This window comes from Streptomyces sp. NPDC039462, assembly GCF_055639375.1.
On the sequence record NZ_JBVKAO010000001.1, the window covers coordinates 197,524 to 216,646 of the forward strand.

A 19,123-nucleotide genomic window follows, 5' to 3' on the forward strand; every position below is an offset into this window, starting at 1 on the left:
CAGTTGGGGGTGGTGGGTGGGCGCGCCCCCATTCGAACGCTTACGATCCTCTCCGTGTCCAAACTGACCGACGTGCCCAAACGGATCCTCATCGGGCGCGCACTGCGCAGTGACCGGCTCGGAGAAACGCTCCTGCCGAAGCGCATCGCACTCCCCGTCTTCGCCTCCGACCCGCTCTCGTCTGTGGCGTACGCGCCGGGAGAGGTTCTTCTCGTCCTCTCCATCGCGGGTGTGTCGGCCTACCACTTCAGCCCGTGGATCGCCGTCGCGGTCGTCGTGCTGATGTTCACGGTCGTGGCGTCCTACAGACAGAACGTGCACGCGTACCCGAGCGGTGGTGGCGACTACGAGGTCGCCACCACCAACCTCGGCCCTCGCGCCGGACTCACCGTCGCGAGCGCCCTGCTCGTCGACTACGTCCTGACCGTGGCCGTGTCGATCTCCTCGGGCATCGAGAACCTCGGCTCGGCGGTCCCGTTCGTGGTCGAGCACAAGGTGCTCTGCGCGGTGGCCGTCATCGTCCTCCTCACCCTGATGAACCTGCGCGGCGTGAAGGAGTCCGGAAAGCTCTTCGCGATCCCGACGTACGTCTTCGTGGCCGGCGTCTTCCTCATGATCGCGTGGGGCGCCTTCCGGGGCATCGTCCTGGACGACACCATGAAGTCGCCGACCGCCGACTACGAGATCAAGCCCGAGCACCAGGGCCTCGCGGGCTTCGCGCTCGTCTTCCTGCTCCTGCGGGCCTTCTCCTCGGGCTGTGCGGCGCTGACCGGCGTCGAGGCGATCAGCAACGGCGTCCCGGCCTTCCGCAAGCCGAAGTCCAAGAACGCCGCGACGACCCTCGCGCTCATGGGCGGCCTGGCCGTCACGATGTTCTGCGGCATCATCGGCCTCGCCATGGCGACCAACGTCCACATGGCCGAGAAGCCGGCCCACGACCTGATCCACAACGGCGTGCCGGTCGGCAGCGACTACGTCCAGAACCCGGTGATCTCCCAGGTCGCCGAGGCCGTCTTCGGCCACGGCAGCCTGCTGTTCATGATCCTCGCCGCGGCCACCGCGCTGGTCCTCTTCCTCGCGGCCAACACCGCGTACAACGGCTTCCCGCTGCTCGGCTCGATCCTGGCGCAGGACCGCTACCTGCCGCGCCAGCTGCACACCCGCGGCGACCGCCTCGCGTTCTCCAACGGCATCGTGCTGCTCGCCGGCGCGGCCGCGCTCCTCGTGGTCGTCTACGGCGCGGACTCGACCCGCCTCATTCAGCTCTACATCGTCGGCGTCTTCGTCTCCTTCACGCTCAGCCAGATCGGCATGGTCCGGCACTGGAACCGCCACCTGGCCACCGAGAAGGACCAGAACAAGCGCCGCCGCATGGTCCGCTCGCGCGCGATCAACACGTTCGGCGCGTTCTTCACGGGCCTCGTCCTGGTCGTCGTCCTGGTCACCAAGTTCACGCACGGCGCCTGGGTCGCCCTGCTCGGCATGTGCATCTTCTACGCGACGATGACGGCGATCCGCCGCCACTACGACCGCGTGGCAGAGGAGATCGCGGCCCCGGAGACCCCGGGCGACGACAGCGTGCGCCCCTCCCGGGTCCACTCGATCGTCCTGGTCTCCAAGATCCACCGCCCGACGCTGCGCGCGCTGGCCTACGCGAAGCTGATGCGCTCCAACACGCTGGAGGCGCTCAGCATCAACGTCGACCCGGTGGAGACCAAGGCCCTCAAGGAGGAGTGGGAGCGCCGCGGCATCACGGTCCCCCTGAAGGTCCTCGACTCGCCGTACCGCGAGATCACCCGCCCGATCATCGAGTACGTCAAGAACCTGCGCAGGGAGAGCCCGCGCGACGTGGTCAGCGTGATCATCCCCGAGTACGTGGTGGGCCACTGGTACGAGCACCTGCTCCACAACCAGAGCGCACTCCGCCTCAAGGGCCGCCTGCTCTTCACCCCGGGCGTCATGGTGACCTCCGTCCCCTACCAGCTTGACTCCTCGGAGGCCGCGAAGAAGCGGGCCCGCAGGCGTTCGGAGTGGAACGCGCCGGGAGCGGTGCGGCGGGGCCCGGTGGAGAAGCCGAAGCGCGTGAAGGAGCCGAGCAAGAAGGCCTGACGCGGTCAGACCCACTGCACGCTCCTGGTAAGGCGGCCGGACGACACCCACGTAGACTGGTGGGCTGTGGTCCGGCCGTCTGCGGTCCGGCCGTTCCCCGCCCTCTTTCCCCCTTACGTTGTGGAGTCACCCCGCCATGCAGGCAGAACCGAAGAAAACGCAGGCGGGGGACTCGTCGGCAGCGTCGGCCTCACTGGTCGGCAAGGAGTACGAGGTCGAGATCGGCCCCGTCGCGCACGGCGGCCACTGCATCGCCCGCACGGACGAGGGCCAGGTGCTCTTCGTACGGCACGCGCTGCCCGGCGAGAAGGTCGTCGCACGCGTGACCGAGGGCGAGGAGGGCGCACGCTTCATCCGGGCCGACGCGGTGGAGATCCTGACGCCCTCCAAGGACCGCGTGGAGGCCCCCTGCCCCTACGCGGGCCCCGGCCGCTGCGGCGGCTGCGACTGGCAGCACGCGAAGCCGGGTGCGCAGCGCCGCCTCAAGGGCGAGGTCATCGCCGAGCAGCTGAAGCGGCTCGCGGGCCTGACCCCGGAGGAGGCGGGCTGGGACGGCACGGTCATGCCGGCGGAGGGCGACAAGCTCCCGGCCGGCGAGGTCCCGTCCTGGCGCACGCGCGTCCAGTACGCGGTGGACGCCTCGACCGGCAAGGCGGGGCTGCGCCGCCACCGCTCGCACGAGGTCGAGCCGATCGAGCACTGCATGATCGCGGCGGAAGGCGTCTCCGAACTCGGCATCGAACAGCGCGACTGGTCGGGCATGGCGTCGGTCGAGGCGATCGCGGCGACGGGCTCCCAGGACCGCCAGGTGATCCTGGCCCCGCGCCCCGGCGCCCGCCTCCCCATCGTCGAACTGGACAAGCCGGTCTCGGTGATGCGCGTGGGCGAGAAGGACGGCGGGGTCCACCGGGTCCACGGGCGTCCCTTCGTCCGCGAGCGGGCCGACGGCCGCACGTACCGGGTCGGCAGCGGCGGCTTCTGGCAGGTCCACCCGAAGGCGGCCGAGACCCTCATGCTGGCCGTCATGCAGGGCCTCACCCCCCGCAAGGGCGAGTCGGCCCTCGACCTCTACTGCGGCGTCGGCCTCTTCGCGGGCGCGCTGGCCGACCGCGTCGGCGAGAAGGGCGCGGTGCTCGGCATCGAGTCCAGCAAGCGCGCGGTGGAGGACGCCCGCCACAACCTCGCGTCGTTCGACCGCGTCCGCATCGAACAGGGCAAGGTCGAATCGGTCCTCCCGCGCACGGGCATCACCGAGGTCGACCTCATCGTCCTGGACCCGCCCCGCGCAGGCGCCGGCAAGCAGACGGTCCGCCGACTGGCGGGTCTTGGCGCACGACGCATCGCTTACGTGGCCTGCGACCCGGCGGCGCTGGCGCGGGACCTCGGGTATTTCCAGGAGGGCGGGTATCGGGTGCGGACGTTGAGGGCGTTTGATTTGTTTCCGATGACGCATCATGTGGAGTGCGTGGCGATTCTTGAGCCAGCCGCGAAGGGCTCCTGACCTGCAGTCTTACCCGTGCGCATGATGCGCGGTGTGGGCGTTACGGGTGATATCTCGACGCCCACTCGCGGCACCCTGGACAACACCCGGGCCGCCATCGATCAACTTCGCCCGGCGGCGCCAGCAGCCCGACCGGTGCGGGCAGCCACGATCTACGGGATGAGGTCCGGCAGCTGAACCGGGCGACAGGGCTTGCGCCGGGCCTCGTAGTCGTCCGGGTCTTCCTGGTGGCACTCCAGCCCTGTGCTGCTGCGGGAATTGAATCGGCATTCGGTGGAGTATCCGGGGAAGCGGGCGCAGGAGCAGCGCAGGCTGGTGCCGGTGATTGCCAGGCCGCACTCCGGGTCGGTGAGCAGATCGATGTACCCCTCGTGAGGCAGTGGGGGCCATGCTCGTGGCATCCGCGCCGAGCACCCGACGCGGGCCCGCAGGTGGAGCGGTAGGTCAGTGGGTGGCGCCGCCGGGGACAGTGATGTCCGTGTCGTGGGCCAGTGCGGTCGACAGGACGACACGCAGCCCCCTGACCGTGTCCTCCACCGGGAGCGAGGGAACGGACTGGTTGGCGGCGGCGGGCATCTCCGGGGTGTGCGGAATGTGTACGAAGCCGCCGCGCCGCTGCTTGTCCTCGGTGGCCAGCAGGTGCATCAGTCCGTAGAAGACGTGATTGCACACGAACGTCCCGGCGGTCTGGGAGACCACGGCCTTCAGGTCGGTCTGCTTCTGCACCTCTGCGACGCAGCGTTTGAACGGGAGCGTGGAGAAGTAGGCGGCGGGGCCGTCGGCCACGATGGGTTCGTCGACCGGCTGGTGGCCGGCGTTGTCGGGGATGGGGCAGTCGTTGACGTTGATGGCGACGCGTTCGACCGAGATGCCGTCGCGAGGGGAGAGACCGATTGACACGACGAGCGCCGGGTCCGTCTCCAGCACGGCTTCCCGCAGCACCTCCAGGGATTTACCGAAGACGCAGGGGAGTTGTACGGCTGTCACCTCCATGCCGTCCGGTGGGGAATCCTGGAGGAGCTGGGCCGCGGCCCAGGAAGGGTTGTAGGTGTCCTGGTCGAACGGATCGAACCCTGTCACCAGTACACGGGGCATGAGCATGTCCTTTGTCAGCGATGCGGCGGAAGTGTCGTCCGGGGCTAGTCGATGGAGACGGAGGAGCCGTTCATGGTGGCCTGGCCGCCCGGTGCCACCCAGCCCTCGGGCTGGCCGAAGCAGCCGCCGTTCGGGTAGACGTTCACCGTCCGGTCCGTGCGGTTGACGACCGACACGAGGAAGCCGTTCGACGGGTAGCAGCCATGCGGGTCGGTGTGGGAGACGCCGTTGACGATCAGGGTGCCCGTGGCTGCGCCGTTACCACTGGCAGCCGCTGCGGGAACAGCGCCGCCGGGGCCAAGCGTGGCGGCGGTCAGAGTGACGCCGACGACGGCGAGGAAAGTCCGCATGGTGGTCCTCTCGGTTCGTTCTTCAGCGCGACTGATCCCCGTTGGCTCGATCCGGATTACCTGCCGCATCACGTGTTCACCCGAGTGGATCTCCCTGCAGGCGTGAGGACGGATCCGTGTGCTTTTGCGGCCTGTGATTCCGGCAGCGCTGGAGCGGCCCGTCGATCCTCCGGGCGCGTTCCCCAGGAAGCCGCTCGTTCTTCCGGGCGAAATCGTGGGTGAGATGAGGCCCTCCAGGACGCCCTCGCTCCGCTTGGCGGCGGATGAAAGGGCCAGTTGATGAGTTCGGGGTAAAGGCGGCGGGTGTCCACAGCGGACCCACGCCCGGCAGGATGTGGCCAGGCAGGTGCTGGCACCGCGCCCCCCTTCCGTGGTCGAAGTCAGCGACGTGGGACGGCGGTTCCGGGGCGGGCAGCTGGGGAGACGGGTTCGGGCTCGCGTCTTCTCAGGAGACGACGACGCTGCCCGCAGGCGAGACGTTGGCGCTCCCGCTGCCTCCGCTGATGGACGTGGTCACGTTGCCCTGGCCGTCCCGCTCGGAGTAGACGGTCACCTGCCCGTTGATGTTGTAGGTGATCTCTGCCTGATCACCTTCGATGTTGTAACACCCCTCGGGATTGGTGTGGGTGTGCCCATTGATCGTCAGGGTTCCGATTGCCATAAGACCTTTTCCTTCACTGTGCGGCGCTGATCCTCGCGCCTACGTGCCTTGTCCAGCCGTGTTGCGGCGGGTGGGTCGGGGCGCGCAGGATCGAGGGTCGGCAAAGCCGATGGCAGTACCGCAAGCCGATCCTTGCGGTGCTGGAACTACCCGGCCGGCACCTGCTGTGCCGCAATTGAGGCAGTGATCTTCAGGTTGACTGCCCCTGTCAAGGGCCGCAACCTCGGCCGGGTGAGGCGAGTGAAACGCGTGCCGGGCGCTCCCGGCTCACTCGGCCAATCCGGGGTCTCTGCTCACAGGTTCCAAGCACCCGAAGGCCCCCCTGGTGACGTGTTTCTATGACGCACCATGTGGAGTGCGTGGCGATTCTTGAGCCGGCCGCGAAGGGCGACTGACCCGCCCGTCGCATGATCGTTACCCCCTGGGGGATGGCCTCGTGGTCCACACGGTTAAGGTGTGGCGCCGTACTCGGCGGATCACTTCCCTGGAGAGATGGGACTGGCGCTCATGGATGCGGATCACGTGAGGCTGGTCGTCTCGGCGCAGGGTGGTGACGAGCGGGCGCGCGAGGAGCTCGTTTCCGCGTATCTGCCGTTGTTGTACAACATCGTCGGGCGGGCGCTGAGCGGTCATGCCGACGTGGACGACGTGGTCCAGGAGACGCTGCTGCGCGCGGTGCGCGACCTGCCCGCCCTGCGGGCCCCGGAGAGCTTCCGATCGTGGCTGGTGTCGATCACGCTCCGGCAGGTCAATACGTACTGGCAGCGGCAGCGCACACTCGCCGACCGGACCACGCTCCTCGACGAGGCGCTTCCGGTGCCGGACGCCGCCGCCCCTCTGGAGGACACGACGATCCTGCGGCTGCGCATGTCGGAGGAGCGCGGACAGGCCGTCGAAGCCAGCCGTTGGCTCGACCCGGAACACCGGATGCTCCTTTCGCTGTGGTGGCAGGAGTGCGCCGGGCTGCTCAGCCGCCAGGACATCGCCGACGCGACAGGCCTCGGCGTCTCCCACACCGGGGTTCGCCTGCAGCGCATGCGCGAGCAGTTGGAACTGAGCCGGACGATCGTCGCCGCGCTGGCGGCCGACCCGCGCTGTCCCGGCCTGAGCGCGACCGTCTCCGGCTGGGACGGTGCGCGAACGTCCGTGTGGCGCAAGCGGATCGCCCGGCACACGCGCGACTGCGCGACATGTACGGCGACGGCGGCCGAGCGGGTACCGGCCGAGTTGCTCCTGTCCGGCCTCGCGCCGCTGGCCGTGCCGGCGGCGCTCCTCGGGGCGCTGGTCGCGAAGGGCCTGCTGTCGGGTACGACGGTCACGACGGTGACGACGGCAGCAACCGCCGGCGCCACGGGTACGGCGGCAGGCAGCGGCGCTCTGTTCGGCAAGCTCCACGCGGTGACCGCCCATCCGATCGCGGCCCTCGCCACCGGTGCGGTGCTCGTCACCGGGACTGCCACGTATGTCGCCTGGCCCGAACCGGAGCGCCGGGCGCCCGGTGTCGCCGCCGCGCCGACGGCCGGTCCGACTGCCCCGGCTCCGTCGACCACCCCGACTCCGTCGGCCACGCCGTCGCCGTCGTCGTCGGGTCCGGCCGTGGTTCCGCTGGGGCTGCGGTCCCTCGAGTCCGTGGACCGACCCGGCCAATTCCTCACGTACGACGGTGACTTCGCGGCGCTCGGCAGCGGTGCGGCCACCTTCACCGTCAGCAAGGGGCTCGCGGACAGCCAGTGCGTCACGTTCCGGGCGGCCGACGGCCGGTATCTGCGCCACCACTACCTGCGGCTGCGCCTGAGCGCCGACGACGGCAGCCGGTTGTTCCGGGAGGACGCCACCTTCTGCCCGCGCCCCGGGACGGTCGACGGATCGGTGACTCTGTACGCGCACAACTACCCGGGCTCCGCCCTCCGCCCCCGCGACGGATCGATCCGCCTCGACGGCTTCAACGGCACGCGTACCTTCACCGGCCAGGCATCTTTCGTCGTCCGCGCGCCGCTGACGTGAGCGCAGGGACCCGCTGACACCAGGACCGCGCCCCGCATTACGTTTTTCTGCCGCGAGATTCGTCACCGCGCGGGCGCGCGCATTTTTCGTTACGCCGTCCCACCTTCCCCGGCCTCCTCTTCAGGGGTGCTCCTTCACAGGCGTCCCCCGCTGATCTGTCCCCTGAAGAAGGCCACTGCCCATGACCAGACACACCGACGAACCCCGCAAAGGCCTGCACCGCCTCCGCCGGCCCCGCCGGGCGCTGACGATCGGCCTGACAGCCTCGGCGCTCGTGGCCGGGGTCGTGACGATGCTCCCCAATTCCGCCGGGGCCGCGAGCCTGGAGGACGAGGCGTCCTCGTCGGGCCGGTACTTCGGCACGGCGATCGCCGCGGGGCGGCTGAGCGACTCGACGTACACGTCGATCGCCGACCGGGAGTTCAACATGATCACCCCGGAGAACGAGATGAAGTGGGACGCGGTCGAGCCGTCCCGCGGCACCTTCCGGTTCGCGGCCGCCGACAAGATCGTCAATCGGGCCCTGGAGCGCGGCCAGCGGCTGCGCGGCCACACCACGGTGTGGCACTCGCAGTTGCCGGACTGGGTGAAGGCGATCAACGACCCGAGCACGCTGCGCGGCGTCACGAACAACCACATCAAGACCACGATGGGCCGCTACAAGGGCAAGATCTACGCCTGGGACGTCGTCAACGAGGCCTTCCAGGACGGCGGCAGCGGTGCGCTGCGCGACTCGGTGTTCAAGAAGGTGCTCGGCAGCGGCTTCATCGAGGAGGCGTTCCGCACCGCCCGCGCGGCCGACCCGGCCGCGAAGCTCTGCTACAACGACTACAACATCGAGGACTGGTCGGCCGCCAAGACCCAGGGCGTGTACCGCCTGGTCAAGGACTTCAAGGCGCGCGGTGTCCCCATCGACTGCGTCGGCTTCCAGAGTCACTTCGGGGCTGGCGGCCCGCCCGCCAGCTTCAAGAAGACCCTCGACAGCTTCGCAGCCCTCGGCGTCGACGTGCAGATCACCGAGCTGGACATCGCCCAGGCGTCCCCCAGGCACTACGCGAGCGCGGTCAACGCCTGCCTCGGCGTGAAGCGTTGCACCGGCATCACGGTGTGGGGCGTCCGCGACAGCGACTCGTGGCGCGCCGACGAGAAGCCGCTGCTCTTCGACGCGGCCGGCAAGCCGAAGCCCGCGTACGACGCCGTCAAGGAAGCGTTCGACGCCGGGTCGGCGTCGGGTACGACCCCGGCCGACTGGGGCGACGGCACCGGCCAGATCAAGGGCGTGGCCTCCGGCCGCTGCATCGACGTCCCCGACTCCACCACCGCCAACGGCACTCAAGTACAGCTGAGGGACTGCAACGGGCAGTCGAACCAGAGCTGGACACGCACCGCGGCCAAGCAGCTGAAGGTGTTCGGCAACAAGTGCCTGGACGCGAAGGCGAAGGGCACGGCGAACGGCACCGAGGTGGTCATCTGGGACTGCAACGGCGGCACGAACCAGCAGTGGAACGTCAACACCAACGGTTCGATCTCCGGCGTCCACTCCGGCAAGTGCGTGGACGCGGTCGGCGCGGGCACATCCAACGGCACCAAGATCCAGCTGCACACCTGTGCAGGCGTCGGCAACCAGAAGTGGACCGCCCCCTCCGGGTCGGCCGGTGGCACGTGCGCGCTGCCGTCCACGTACAAGTGGAAGTCGACCGGAGCGCTCGCGCAGCCCGCGGGCGGCTGGGCCTCGCTGAAGGACTTCACCCACGTCCCGTACAACGGCAAGCACCTCGTCTACGGGTCGATGTCGACGGGCACCTCGTACGGCTCGATGGCGTTCGCCCCGTTCAGCGACTGGTCCGGCATGGGGGCGGCCAAGCAGACGAAGATGAGCCAGAACGCGGTCGCGCCCACCCTCTTCTACTTTGCGCCGAAGAAGATCTGGGTGCTCACGTACCAGTGGGGTGCCTCGCCCTTCAGCTACCGCACCTCCGCCGACCCGACCGACCCCAACGGCTGGTCCGCGCCGCAGCCCCTGTTCACCGGCGGCCTGCCCGGTGCCGGGACCGGTCCGATCGACCAGACGCTGATCGGCGACGACCAGAACATGTACCTCTTCTTCGCCGGCGACAACGGCAAGATCTACCGGGCGTCCATGCCGATCGGGAACTTCCCCGGCAACTTCGGCTCGTCGTACACGACGGTCATGAGCGACACGGTCAAGAACCTCTTCGAGGCACCGCAGGTCTACAAGGTCCAGGGCCAGAACCAGTACCTGATGATCGTCGAGGCACGGGGTGCCAACGAGAACCGCTACTTCCGCTCCTTCACGGCGACCAGCCTGAACGGCACGTGGACCCCGCAGGCCGCCACCGAGTCCAACCCCTTCGCGGGCAAGGCCAACAGCGGCGCGACCTGGACCAACGACATCAGCCACGGCGACCTGATCCGCTCCAACCCGGACCAGACCATGACCGTCGACCCGTGCAACCTCCAGCTGCTCTACCAGGGCAAGGACCCGAAGTCGGACGCCCCCTACGACGCCCTGCCGTACCGGCCGGGCGTTCTGACCCTCAAGCGCTGAGCAATTCCGCGCACAGCCAGCCCATCACGTACTAGGAGCGCAAGTCCCCTCCATGAACACCTCACCCCCCACCCGCACGAACTCCCGGCGGCGCGGTCTGCACCGTCGCCGCCGGGGCGCCCTCGCCCTGCTGCTCGCCGTGCCCGCCGCGGCCGTGCCATACCTGCTGCTCACGCAGGACGACTCCCAGGCCGCGAAGGCGCGGCCGTCCGCGGCAGCACCGTACAAGTGGCAGAACGCGCAGACCGTCGGCGGCGGTTACGTCCCCGGCCTCGTCTTCAACCAGCGCGAGCGGGGTCTGCTGTACGCCCGCACCGACATGGGCGGCGCGTACCGCTGGGACGCCCGCGCCGAGAAGTGGATCCCGCTGACCGACTGGCTCGGCGAGAAGGACTGGAACCTGCTCGGCATCGACTCCCTCGCCACCGACCCCGTCGACCCCGACCGGCTCTACCTCGGCGCGGGCACGTACACCAACGACTGGGCGGGCAACGGCGCGATCCTCCGCTCCACCGACCGCGGCCGCACCTTCAAGCGCACCGAGCTGCCCTTCAAGCTCGGCGGCAACGAGGACGGCCGCGGCGCCGGGGAACGCCTCGTCGTCGACCCGTCGAACCACGCGAACCTGCTCCTCGGCTCCCGTAAGAACGGGCTGTGGCGGTCCACCGACTACGGCGCGACCTGGCGTCAGGTCGAGTCCTTCCCGGTCAAGGACGGGGCGGGCAGCGGTGCCGGCATCTCGTTCGTGACGTACGGGCCGAAGGGCAGCGGCGTCGTGTACGTCGGTGTCGCCGACAAATCCACGTCCCTTTACCGGTCGACCGACGGCGGAGGCACCTGGCAGCCGGTCGCCGGGCAGCCGACCGGCCAGCTGCCACAGCACGGTGTCGTCACGGGCGACGGCACGCTGTACGTGACGTACACCGACAACCTCGGGCCCAACGGCGTCACCGGTGGCTCGGTCCACAAGTACGCGCCGAACCACGCCCGTTGGCAGAACGTGTCCCCCTCGCAGGGCTCGTACGGCTTCGCGGGGCTCGCGGTCGACCCGCGCAAGCCGTCCACGGTGATGGTCACGACGCTGGGCCGCTGGTACCCCGAGGACGAGATCTACCGCACCACGGACGGCGGTTCGAGCTGGAAGGCCCTCTCCGGCAAGTCCGTACGGGACGCCTCCGGCGCGCCGTACGTCGGCACCCACACCGGTCACTGGATGACGGCCCTCGCGATCGACCCGTTCGACTCCGGGCACGTGCTGTACGGCACCGGCAACGGGATCTGGCGGAGCGAGGACGCCGACGCCCGTACGAGCCACTGGACCGCAGGGGCCAAGGGACTTGAAGAGACGGCGATCCTTGACGCCATCGCCCCGCCCGGCGGCGCGACCGTCCTGACCGCCATGGGCGACCAGGGCGGATTCCGCCACACCGACCTGACGCGGGTGCCGTCCGGGCGGATGAAGAACCCGCTGATGAGCAACAGCACCGACATCGACTACGCCGCGTCGAAGCCGTCGGTGATGGCGCGGGTCGGTACGGGCGGCAAGCAGGACGGCGCCTACTCCACCGACGGCGGCGTCACCTGGCGGGGCTTCGCCGCCGAACCGGTGGCCGGCGCCCACAGCGGCCGTATCGCCCTCGCGGCGGACGGCTCCACGCTGGTGTGGACCCAGTCCGGGCAGGCCCCGTACCGCTCGACGGACAAGGGAGCGACCTGGGCGAAGGTGCGGGGGCTCGGCACGGGGGCAGAGGTCGTCGCCGACCGCTCTGCCGCCCGCACCTTCTACTCCCTGACCGGCGGCACCCTCTACGCAAGCACCGACGGCGGCGCGACCTTCACCGCCCGCGCGACCGGCCTGCCCGCCGACGGTCGCCTCAAGGCCCTCCCTGGCCGGGCCGGCGACCTGTGGATCGCGGGCGGCGGCAAGGGCCTGTTCCACTCCACGGACGGTGGCGGCACGTTCACCCGGCTCACCTCGGTGACGTCCGCCTCGGCGGTCGGCTTCGGCAAGGCCGCGCCGCGCGCCTCGTACCAGACGCTGTACCTGATCGGCACGGTCAAGGGTGTCACCGGCGTCTTCCGCTCCACCGACAAGGGCGCCACCTGGACCCGCGTCAACGACAAGGCCCACCAGTGGGGCGCCATCGGCAGCCAGGGCGTCGTCACCGGCGATCCCGACACGTACGGCCGCGTCTACGTCGGCACCAACGGACGCGGCCTCCAGTACGGCGACCCGTCCTGACGCCAGTGCAGCACCCGTGACAACGGGCCGCCCTCCTGACCGAGGCGACATCACGGTCAGGAGGGCGGCCCGCCGCGCAACCGACCCGTTGCGCGGCTACTGACCCGCGCCGGGCACTCCAGCTCCGGGCACTCCAGCACCGGACGCCACAGCCCCGCCCCTCGCGACCCCATAGGGTTCCAGCGCCCGTCGCAGGCTCTCCGGGACGCGGGTCGGCGTGGCTTGGTCGCCGTCGCCGCGCATGCACGCGACGCGTTGGCGGCCTTTTGCGACCAGGTGCTCGGTTCCGCTCGGCTCGTCGATCTTGACGTAGGTGAACTCGAACTCGATCTGGGTCTGGGTGAGGTCGACGAGCGTCATGCGGATGGATATGTGGTCGAATGCCGTCAGTTCGGCGAAGTACTCGCATTCGCACTTGATGGTGAACAGCTTGAGACCGTGGGCGATCTCGTGCAGGACGTCCGGGGCCTTCTCCTTGAGGAACATCTCCCTGCACCGGCCCTGCCAGCGGAAGTAGTTCACGAAGTAGACGTTGCCGACGAGGTTGGTTTCCTCGAAGCCGACCAGGTGCGGGATGTCGAAGCTCGGCACGGTTCAGCCCTTCTCCGTCACGGCGATCACGATGACCTCGTCCGGGGTGGGCGCCGCCAGCGTGGCGGCGAACGTCCACACCAGATCGCGCCCATGACGCAGCACGAGCCAGCCGTTGTCGTGGGATCGCCCGTCCAGGATCAACTTGGGCCGCGTCACGGTCACACCGAGCTTCATGACCGCCTCGCGGGCGCTCCAGACTCTGGTGGCCGCGGTGGCGAACGACTCGTTGCCCGCGGTGCTGCACATCTCCGCGAGCGCGACGCCGGACAGCCCGAGCAGGTCGCGCCACTGCTCCATGGTGCGTTCCCGGACCGCTTCGATGTCGCAGCCGACCGGACGAGAGGAGGCCACGGCGGCGGTGAGGCCGGACCCGTGGGTCGCGCTCATCGGTTCGGTCGTCTCGGGCCTGCCGTCGGGGCGATGCCGCAACGCCACCGGGTGTCCGAACGCGGCAGCCAGCGCGCGCTCCGTGGTGGCCCGTCGACTAGGCATGCGCCGGGCGCTGCCGGGACCGGCGGTCGCCCCGCTGCCGCGGAGCGAACCCGAGGACGCCGAGGGGCGATCGCGAATGATCGCGAGACGCAGCGGTTCGGGGAGCACACCGTCGAGATGACGCTGCAGGTACGGACCGAGCAGCTCGGGTGTCCACGCGCGGCCCGTGCGGTGTGACGGGACAGCGGTCAGTTCGAGCGACTCCCAGATCGCGACCGGCGCCCCTTGGTCGTCGCGGACCATGACGTCGTAGACGTAGGTGTTTCCGTCGTGGGCGCGTTCGGTGGCCGCCAGGGTGACTTCTCCGGTCTTCTGCCGGTGGGGGAACGACCGTACTCGGCCGATCTTGGACGGCAGCAGGGTGGCGTCGGGGACGCACACTTGCAGCGCATGCATGAACGCGTCCCTCGCAGCCGGGTCCGCGAGCAGCAGCGCGCCCGGCAGGACGGGAGAGAACCAGCGGCTGTCGGAGCAGCGGATCCGCGCGACACATCGCCGCGCCGACATCAGGCGGAAGTCGGTCACCGAGCGGAACCGGGGGCCGTGGAACATGATCCGGTCGTAGAAGTCGACTTCGATGTCCATCGTCGTCGGACCGATGTCCGCGGCTCGGTCGGCAGCCTTGATCAGCGGGTCCCAGCGCTGCGTCCCGGCCGTCGACCCCCACGCCTCTTGGCGCCCGGTGCGCGAGAGGTCGGGATCGTCTCGGCGTAGGCACACTCCACGGAAGTGATCGACTTGGAACAGCGTTTCGGCCGATCGGATCGCGACCTGGACTTCATCACCGGTCCGCAGCGCGGCGAGCCGGATCGTCGTCGTCCCGTCCGCGGAGACCCCGATGGGGCGGTTGAACTCGATGTCGCGGAACTCGACCGGGCTTTCGTCACCGAACAGGGCCGCCGCGACCTGAGCCATCGCCTCCATGCCCATGACCGCCGGGAACAGCGCATGCCCGGACAGCCGGTGGTCGTCGAGATACGGGTCGGCCGTCGAGGAGAGGTCGGCCTCGACGATCAGCTCGATACCGGGGAAGTGCAGGAGCGGACGTTCGAGGAAGCGCAGCAAGGGCAGTTCGGTCGGCGCGAACGTGATGGTCGGGAGACCGATGGCCCTGCCGAGCACCACCACGTTCGACGGGGCCGACCGCGTGCGCAGCAGATCCAGCAGGGCGGTGACCCCGACGTCCGTGGGGATCGGCTCGATCCCTTCCCGGGTCAGTACGTCGAGCACGCCGAGTCGTTCGCCCATCCCGGTGCCCGACCACACCGACCACTCGATGTTCAGGCAGCGGCACTGCGGCAGTTGTGCGTCGAGCGAGTCGATCGCCGACCGCAGCCAGTCGTTCGCGGTGGCGTAATGGCCTTCGCCGCGCAGCCCCGCGCGTCCGATGATGCTGCCGAACCCGACGACGAGCCGCAGGTCGGAGGGGTCCACATGGTTCAGGACGTTGCGGAATCCGTCGACCTTGACGGCAACGGTGCTTTCGAGTTCGTCGTACGTCAACGAGCTTATGGAAACAGGGGTGTTGATACCGGCGCCGTGGAGGATCCCGGTGATGTCGCCCAGTTCCTTCCGGATCGCCTCGGTGGCGGCGGCCACCTGTCGTACGTCGGTGACGTCGGCGGAGTAGTAGCTCACCTTGGTGCCCGAGTCCCGCAGACGAGCGACGTTCGCAGCGACCTCCTCGTCGGCTGCGGCGTCGGCCCGCCCCATCAACGCCAGCGTGCAGCCCGTCTCGTCGGCCAGGGCGGCCGCGCACTCGACCGTGATGCCGCGCGCGCCCCCGGTCACGACGACGACGTCGCCGGCACCGACGGGATAGCCGTCGTGCCCGGTGGTCAGTTCACGGAGAACGGGTTCGGTCCGCCGAGCGTCGCCGTCGTAGGAGACCTCGCGGAAGGAACGCGTGGTGGCCACCTCGGAGCAGACCAGCCGCGCCGCCTGGTCGGGCGCGAGGCGGTCGGCGAGGTCCACGATCGTCGTACGTACCACCGGTGCCTCCAGATGGACCGTCTTGGCCAGGGCGGAGGCACTGCGGTCGCGGTTGACGACGACGAGTCGGGTACCGCGCTCGACGGCCAGCCTTGCCGCGTCGACCATGCGGGCGGTCATGCCGGCGGGGTCTTCGTCCTCGGATGCGCCGCTGACGAGCAAGATCCCGTCGCCGACGGGGGCGGCCTCCAGTCGCTGCCGAACCGCTTGCGCGAGTGGTTCACCCGCGTCGTCCGGGGGAGCGAACACCTCCCACGTTCCGGGCCGTTCCTCGTCCGGGACGGGCGGCAGCGGGGTCGGGGCGTGCTCGACCACGAACGGCCGAACCCAGGTACCGACGCCCGTCAGGTCGTCTGCCGCCTTGCTGTCCGCTCCGTCACCGGCTGTGTGAGCGAGGTCGTCGATCGCCTCCGCCAGCTCCGCGATGGTGGCGGTCGCCACGCTGGTGCTCGGCTCGGGTACCGGTGCGCCGAACGTCTTGAGGACTTCGCTCATCAGCTGGGTGATCGTGATGCTGTTCAGGTGCAGATCGTCGAGGGGGCGGGTCTCGGGTTGGATCTGGGCGACCGGAAGCTCGACGTGGTCGGCTATGAGGTGGCGCAGTGTGTCCAGGGGGCTCCGCACGTCGGCAGAGACACCGGCAGGCGCGTCGGCAGGGACGTCTGTACGGTCGGCCCCGGTCCGGCGAGGCCGGGCCGCTGCCCGAGGGACATGGGAGACGTCCGGCGCCTGTTCGCAAGGGCTCTCGATGAAGGTGAACTGCTTGTCCAACGAGATGGGCCGGTTGAACCGCTCGGCCGCGAGGGCCACCAGATCAGGGCCCGAGCCCAGCACATAGCATCCCGCGAGCGTTCGGAGGATGCCGGCGACCGAGCTGTCGTCGGTGTCCATCGAGACGACCGGAACGGTCGGGCACACCTCGGCCGCAAGGCCGGACAGGATCGTGCCCGGCCCCACCTCGATGAGCAGGTCGCACTCGTCGGCGAGCCGCTCGAGGGCGTCGGCGAACCGCACCGGTGCCACGACCTGCCGTGCCAGGAGATCGACGACGCTCGATCCGGGCTCCACCGGTTCCGCCGTGACCGTCGAGAACAGTCCCGTCCGTTTGACCTCGCCGATGCGGATCTCGTCGAGGTATCCGCGCAACTCGTGGGCGGCCGGGGCGACCAGCGGTGTGTGGAAGGCATGGGAGACGGCGAGCTTGGCGCCGTGCAACCCGGCCCTCCTCGCCGCGTCGACCACCGCGTCGACATCGTTCGCGGGGCCCGCGACGACAGTCTGGTGCGGGCCGTTGTAGCCGACGACGGTGACCTGAGTTCCAGCGAGCAAGGGCTCGACCTGTGCCGCGGAGGTGCGGATCGACGCCATCGAGCCGGCCTCGGACGGCGCCTCCCCGGACTCGGTTCCCGCAGGTCCTGAGGTCGCGTTGCGCATCGCTTCGCCGCGGAAAGCGGCGATCTCGACGGCCGACCTCTCGTCGAAGACCCCCGCCCAGTACAGGCCGGTGAGTTCGCCGAGGCTGTGCCCGACACAGCCGGAAGCCGACACCCCTGCCCGGTCGAGGATCCGCAACCCGGCAAGGGAAGCAGTGACGATGCGCGGCTGAGCGTCCTCGGTCGCGGCGCCCGCGGGCCGAGTGCCCACCTGCTCGTAGAGATCCTGGACGACTTCGAACCGGTGCGCGGGGCCTCCGCCGTCACCACGTCCTGGGGCGCCCTGGCCCGGGAACAGGAACCCGATCCGGGGCGCCTTCGCGGAGTGGGCCAAGAACTGACCACGATGTGGCGCGAACACATGAGTTTCGCCTGCCGCGATGGCATCGGCGAGCGCGCGGAGACTCGACGCCGCCGCCGCGGGCTCGGCCGCGACCACCGCCGCCTTGTAGGCGAACTCGGAGTCGGTGCGCGTGAGTTCGGCGGACAGGTCGCCGAGTTCGGCGTAGGAACAGACGGCCGCGGCGTCCGCGGTGTGCCGGAGTCTGCCCTCCAGGTCGTCGAAGCAGGATGCCGACAGCACCAGCAGTTCGGCGTCTTGGGGCGTGTGTGCCAGATGCCGGTGGAGAGCCGCCGGAAGTGCTTCCGCCGGCTGGGTGGACTCCAGGGCGACGTGGGCGTTGATCCCTCCGAACCCCAGCGACGACGTGCCCGCGCGGCGCGGCCGCTCACCTGCCCCGCTGCCCGGTGGACCTGAAGGAGGCGACGTCGGCCACGGCCGCGGCGTACGGGGAAGCCGCAGCCGCGTGTCGGGGCTGTCGAACATCGGGTGCGGCTCGCTGTTGCCGGCGATGGGCGGGATCGTGCCGTGGTGCAGGGCAAGGACGGCCTTCATCAGGCCGGCGACGCCGGCGGCGGCCTTCGTGTGCCCGATGTTGCCTTTGATCGTGCCGAGGTAGACGGGCTCGCCGTCGGCCGGCCGGTCCGCGCTCACGCGGTTGAACACGTCGAGCTCGGTCCGGTCGCCCAACGCCGTACCGGTGCCGTGCCCCTCGAAGTAGTCGACGGTCTCGGCACCGAAGCCGGCCATCCGATAGGCGCGTTCTATGGCGAGCAGGTGACCGTCCGCCTCGGGCCGGGAGATACCGCCGTGGCCGTCGGACGACACGCCCCAGCCCGCGATGGTCGCGTAGATCCGCATGCCGCGCGCGACCGCGTCCTCCTCCCGGACGAGAACCAGGATGCCGCAGCCTTCGCCCGGCCAGAAGCCGTTCGATTTGCGGTCGTAGACCGACATCTGCGAGGTCGCGAGTGCTCCGGCCTTGGCGAAGCCGACGAGCTCGAACGGGTCGATGGACGTGTCGACTCCGCCGACGACGGCGGTGTCGATCTGCCCCGCGGAGAGGGCGTTGCCGGCGTTCGCCACGGCGAGCAGGGACGACGAGCAGGCCCCGTCCACGATGAAGCCGCCACCGCCGAAGTCGAAGTGGTTGCAGATGCGTCCCGCGATGGTGTTCGCGAGGCCGCCGGCCAGGCTGTCCTCGTTGATACCGGGGTAGGGGGCCTTGTACAGGGTCTCGTACGCGTCGAGGAAATCGGCGATCTCGTCGACCGGCCAGTCCTTGTCCTCCAGGGCCTTCGCCAAGGTACGTCGTACGTAGGGCCACCTGAGCCGCATGCCGGTGGCCCGAGTCATGTCTCCGGTCAGCGTGTTGCCGAGGATGACGCCGGTGCGGGAACGGTCGAGCCGCTCGCCTTCGGGGAAGCCGGCGTCCGCCAGCGCTGCCGCGGCGGTGTCCAGGGCCAGCCAGTGCGCGATGTCGGTGGACCGGTACACGCTCGCGGCGACGCGGTGTTTCGCCCGGTCGAACTCCCAGCCCTCGAGGACCGCGGCATGAGTGGCGTAATGCCGGTCCGGTGTGGCCGGGTCGGCGGAATAGTAGTCCGCCGTGCTCAGCCGCACGTCCGGCAGGCGTCGGAACGCCCGGCGTCCGGCAAGAACGTTTTCCCAGAGCTGCCTCGGGGTCTCCGCGTCAGGGAATGTGCAGGCCATCCCGACGATCGCTATGCGTGTCATGGAG

The 19,123-nt window shown here is 69.7% G+C and carries 10 protein-coding genes; 5 read left to right on the top strand and 5 right to left on the bottom strand.

What is annotated here, in order from left to right:
- The first annotated feature begins 54 nt into the window (after positions 1 to 54).
- A complete protein-coding gene (locus tag ACZ7LU_RS00765) occupies positions 55 to 2,109 on the top strand; it encodes an APC family permease (protein WP_398305252.1) in 2,055 nt (684 codons plus the stop codon).
- Positions 2,110 to 2,245: 136 nt separating this feature from the next.
- Positions 2,246 to 3,610: a class I SAM-dependent RNA methyltransferase gene (locus tag ACZ7LU_RS00770; RefSeq protein WP_468562685.1), complete on the top strand. Its 1,365-nt coding sequence runs from the start codon at positions 2,246 to 2,248 to the stop codon at positions 3,608 to 3,610.
- Positions 3,611 to 4,054: 444 nt separating this feature from the next.
- On the opposite strand, the gene pcp is transcribed toward ACZ7LU_RS00770, so the two are convergent.
- From pcp to ACZ7LU_RS00785, 3 genes are all read right to left on the bottom strand, one after another.
- A complete protein-coding gene (gene pcp, locus ACZ7LU_RS00775) occupies positions 4,055 to 4,705 on the bottom strand; it encodes a pyroglutamyl-peptidase I (protein ID WP_471915233.1) in 651 nt (216 codons plus the stop codon).
- A gap of 44 nt (positions 4,706 to 4,749) precedes the next feature.
- A complete protein-coding gene (locus ACZ7LU_RS00780; protein WP_471915234.1) occupies positions 4,750 to 5,055 on the bottom strand; it encodes a hypothetical protein in 306 nt (101 codons plus the stop codon).
- A 445-nt stretch (positions 5,056 to 5,500) separates the two neighbouring features.
- Positions 5,501 to 5,716: a hypothetical protein gene (locus ACZ7LU_RS00785; protein WP_471915235.1), complete on the bottom strand. Its 216-nt coding sequence runs from the start codon at positions 5,714 to 5,716 to the stop codon at positions 5,501 to 5,503.
- Positions 5,717 to 6,238: 522 nt separating this feature from the next.
- Here ACZ7LU_RS00785 and ACZ7LU_RS00790 point away from each other — a divergent pair.
- The 3 genes from ACZ7LU_RS00790 to ACZ7LU_RS00800 all read left to right on the top strand — a co-directional run bounded on the left by ACZ7LU_RS00790 (position 6,239) and on the right by ACZ7LU_RS00800 (position 12,531).
- Complete coding sequence (locus tag ACZ7LU_RS00790; protein ID WP_471915236.1) at positions 6,239 to 7,720, top strand: sigma-70 family RNA polymerase sigma factor; 1,482 nt, start codon at positions 6,239 to 6,241, stop codon at positions 7,718 to 7,720.
- Between the two features lie 181 nt (positions 7,721 to 7,901).
- On the top strand, positions 7,902 to 10,289 hold the full coding sequence (locus tag ACZ7LU_RS00795; RefSeq protein ID WP_471915237.1) for a non-reducing end alpha-L-arabinofuranosidase family hydrolase: 2,388 nt from the start codon (positions 7,902 to 7,904) through the stop codon (positions 10,287 to 10,289).
- Positions 10,290 to 10,341: 52 nt separating this feature from the next.
- A complete protein-coding gene (locus ACZ7LU_RS00800) occupies positions 10,342 to 12,531 on the top strand; it encodes a WD40/YVTN/BNR-like repeat-containing protein (protein ID WP_471915238.1) in 2,190 nt (729 codons plus the stop codon).
- Between the two features lie 96 nt (positions 12,532 to 12,627).
- Here ACZ7LU_RS00800 and ACZ7LU_RS00805 read toward each other — a convergent pair whose 3' ends face one another.
- The gene (locus tag ACZ7LU_RS00805; protein ID WP_471915239.1) at positions 12,628 to 13,122 is read right to left on the bottom strand and encodes an acyl-CoA thioesterase; all 495 of its coding nucleotides are present in this window, start codon (positions 13,120 to 13,122) and stop codon (positions 12,628 to 12,630) included.
- Positions 13,123 to 13,125: 3 nt separating this feature from the next.
- Complete coding sequence (locus ACZ7LU_RS00810) at positions 13,126 to 19,119, bottom strand: SDR family NAD(P)-dependent oxidoreductase (protein WP_471915240.1); 5,994 nt, start codon at positions 19,117 to 19,119, stop codon at positions 13,126 to 13,128.
- Between the last annotated feature and the right edge of the window lie 4 nt (positions 19,120 to 19,123).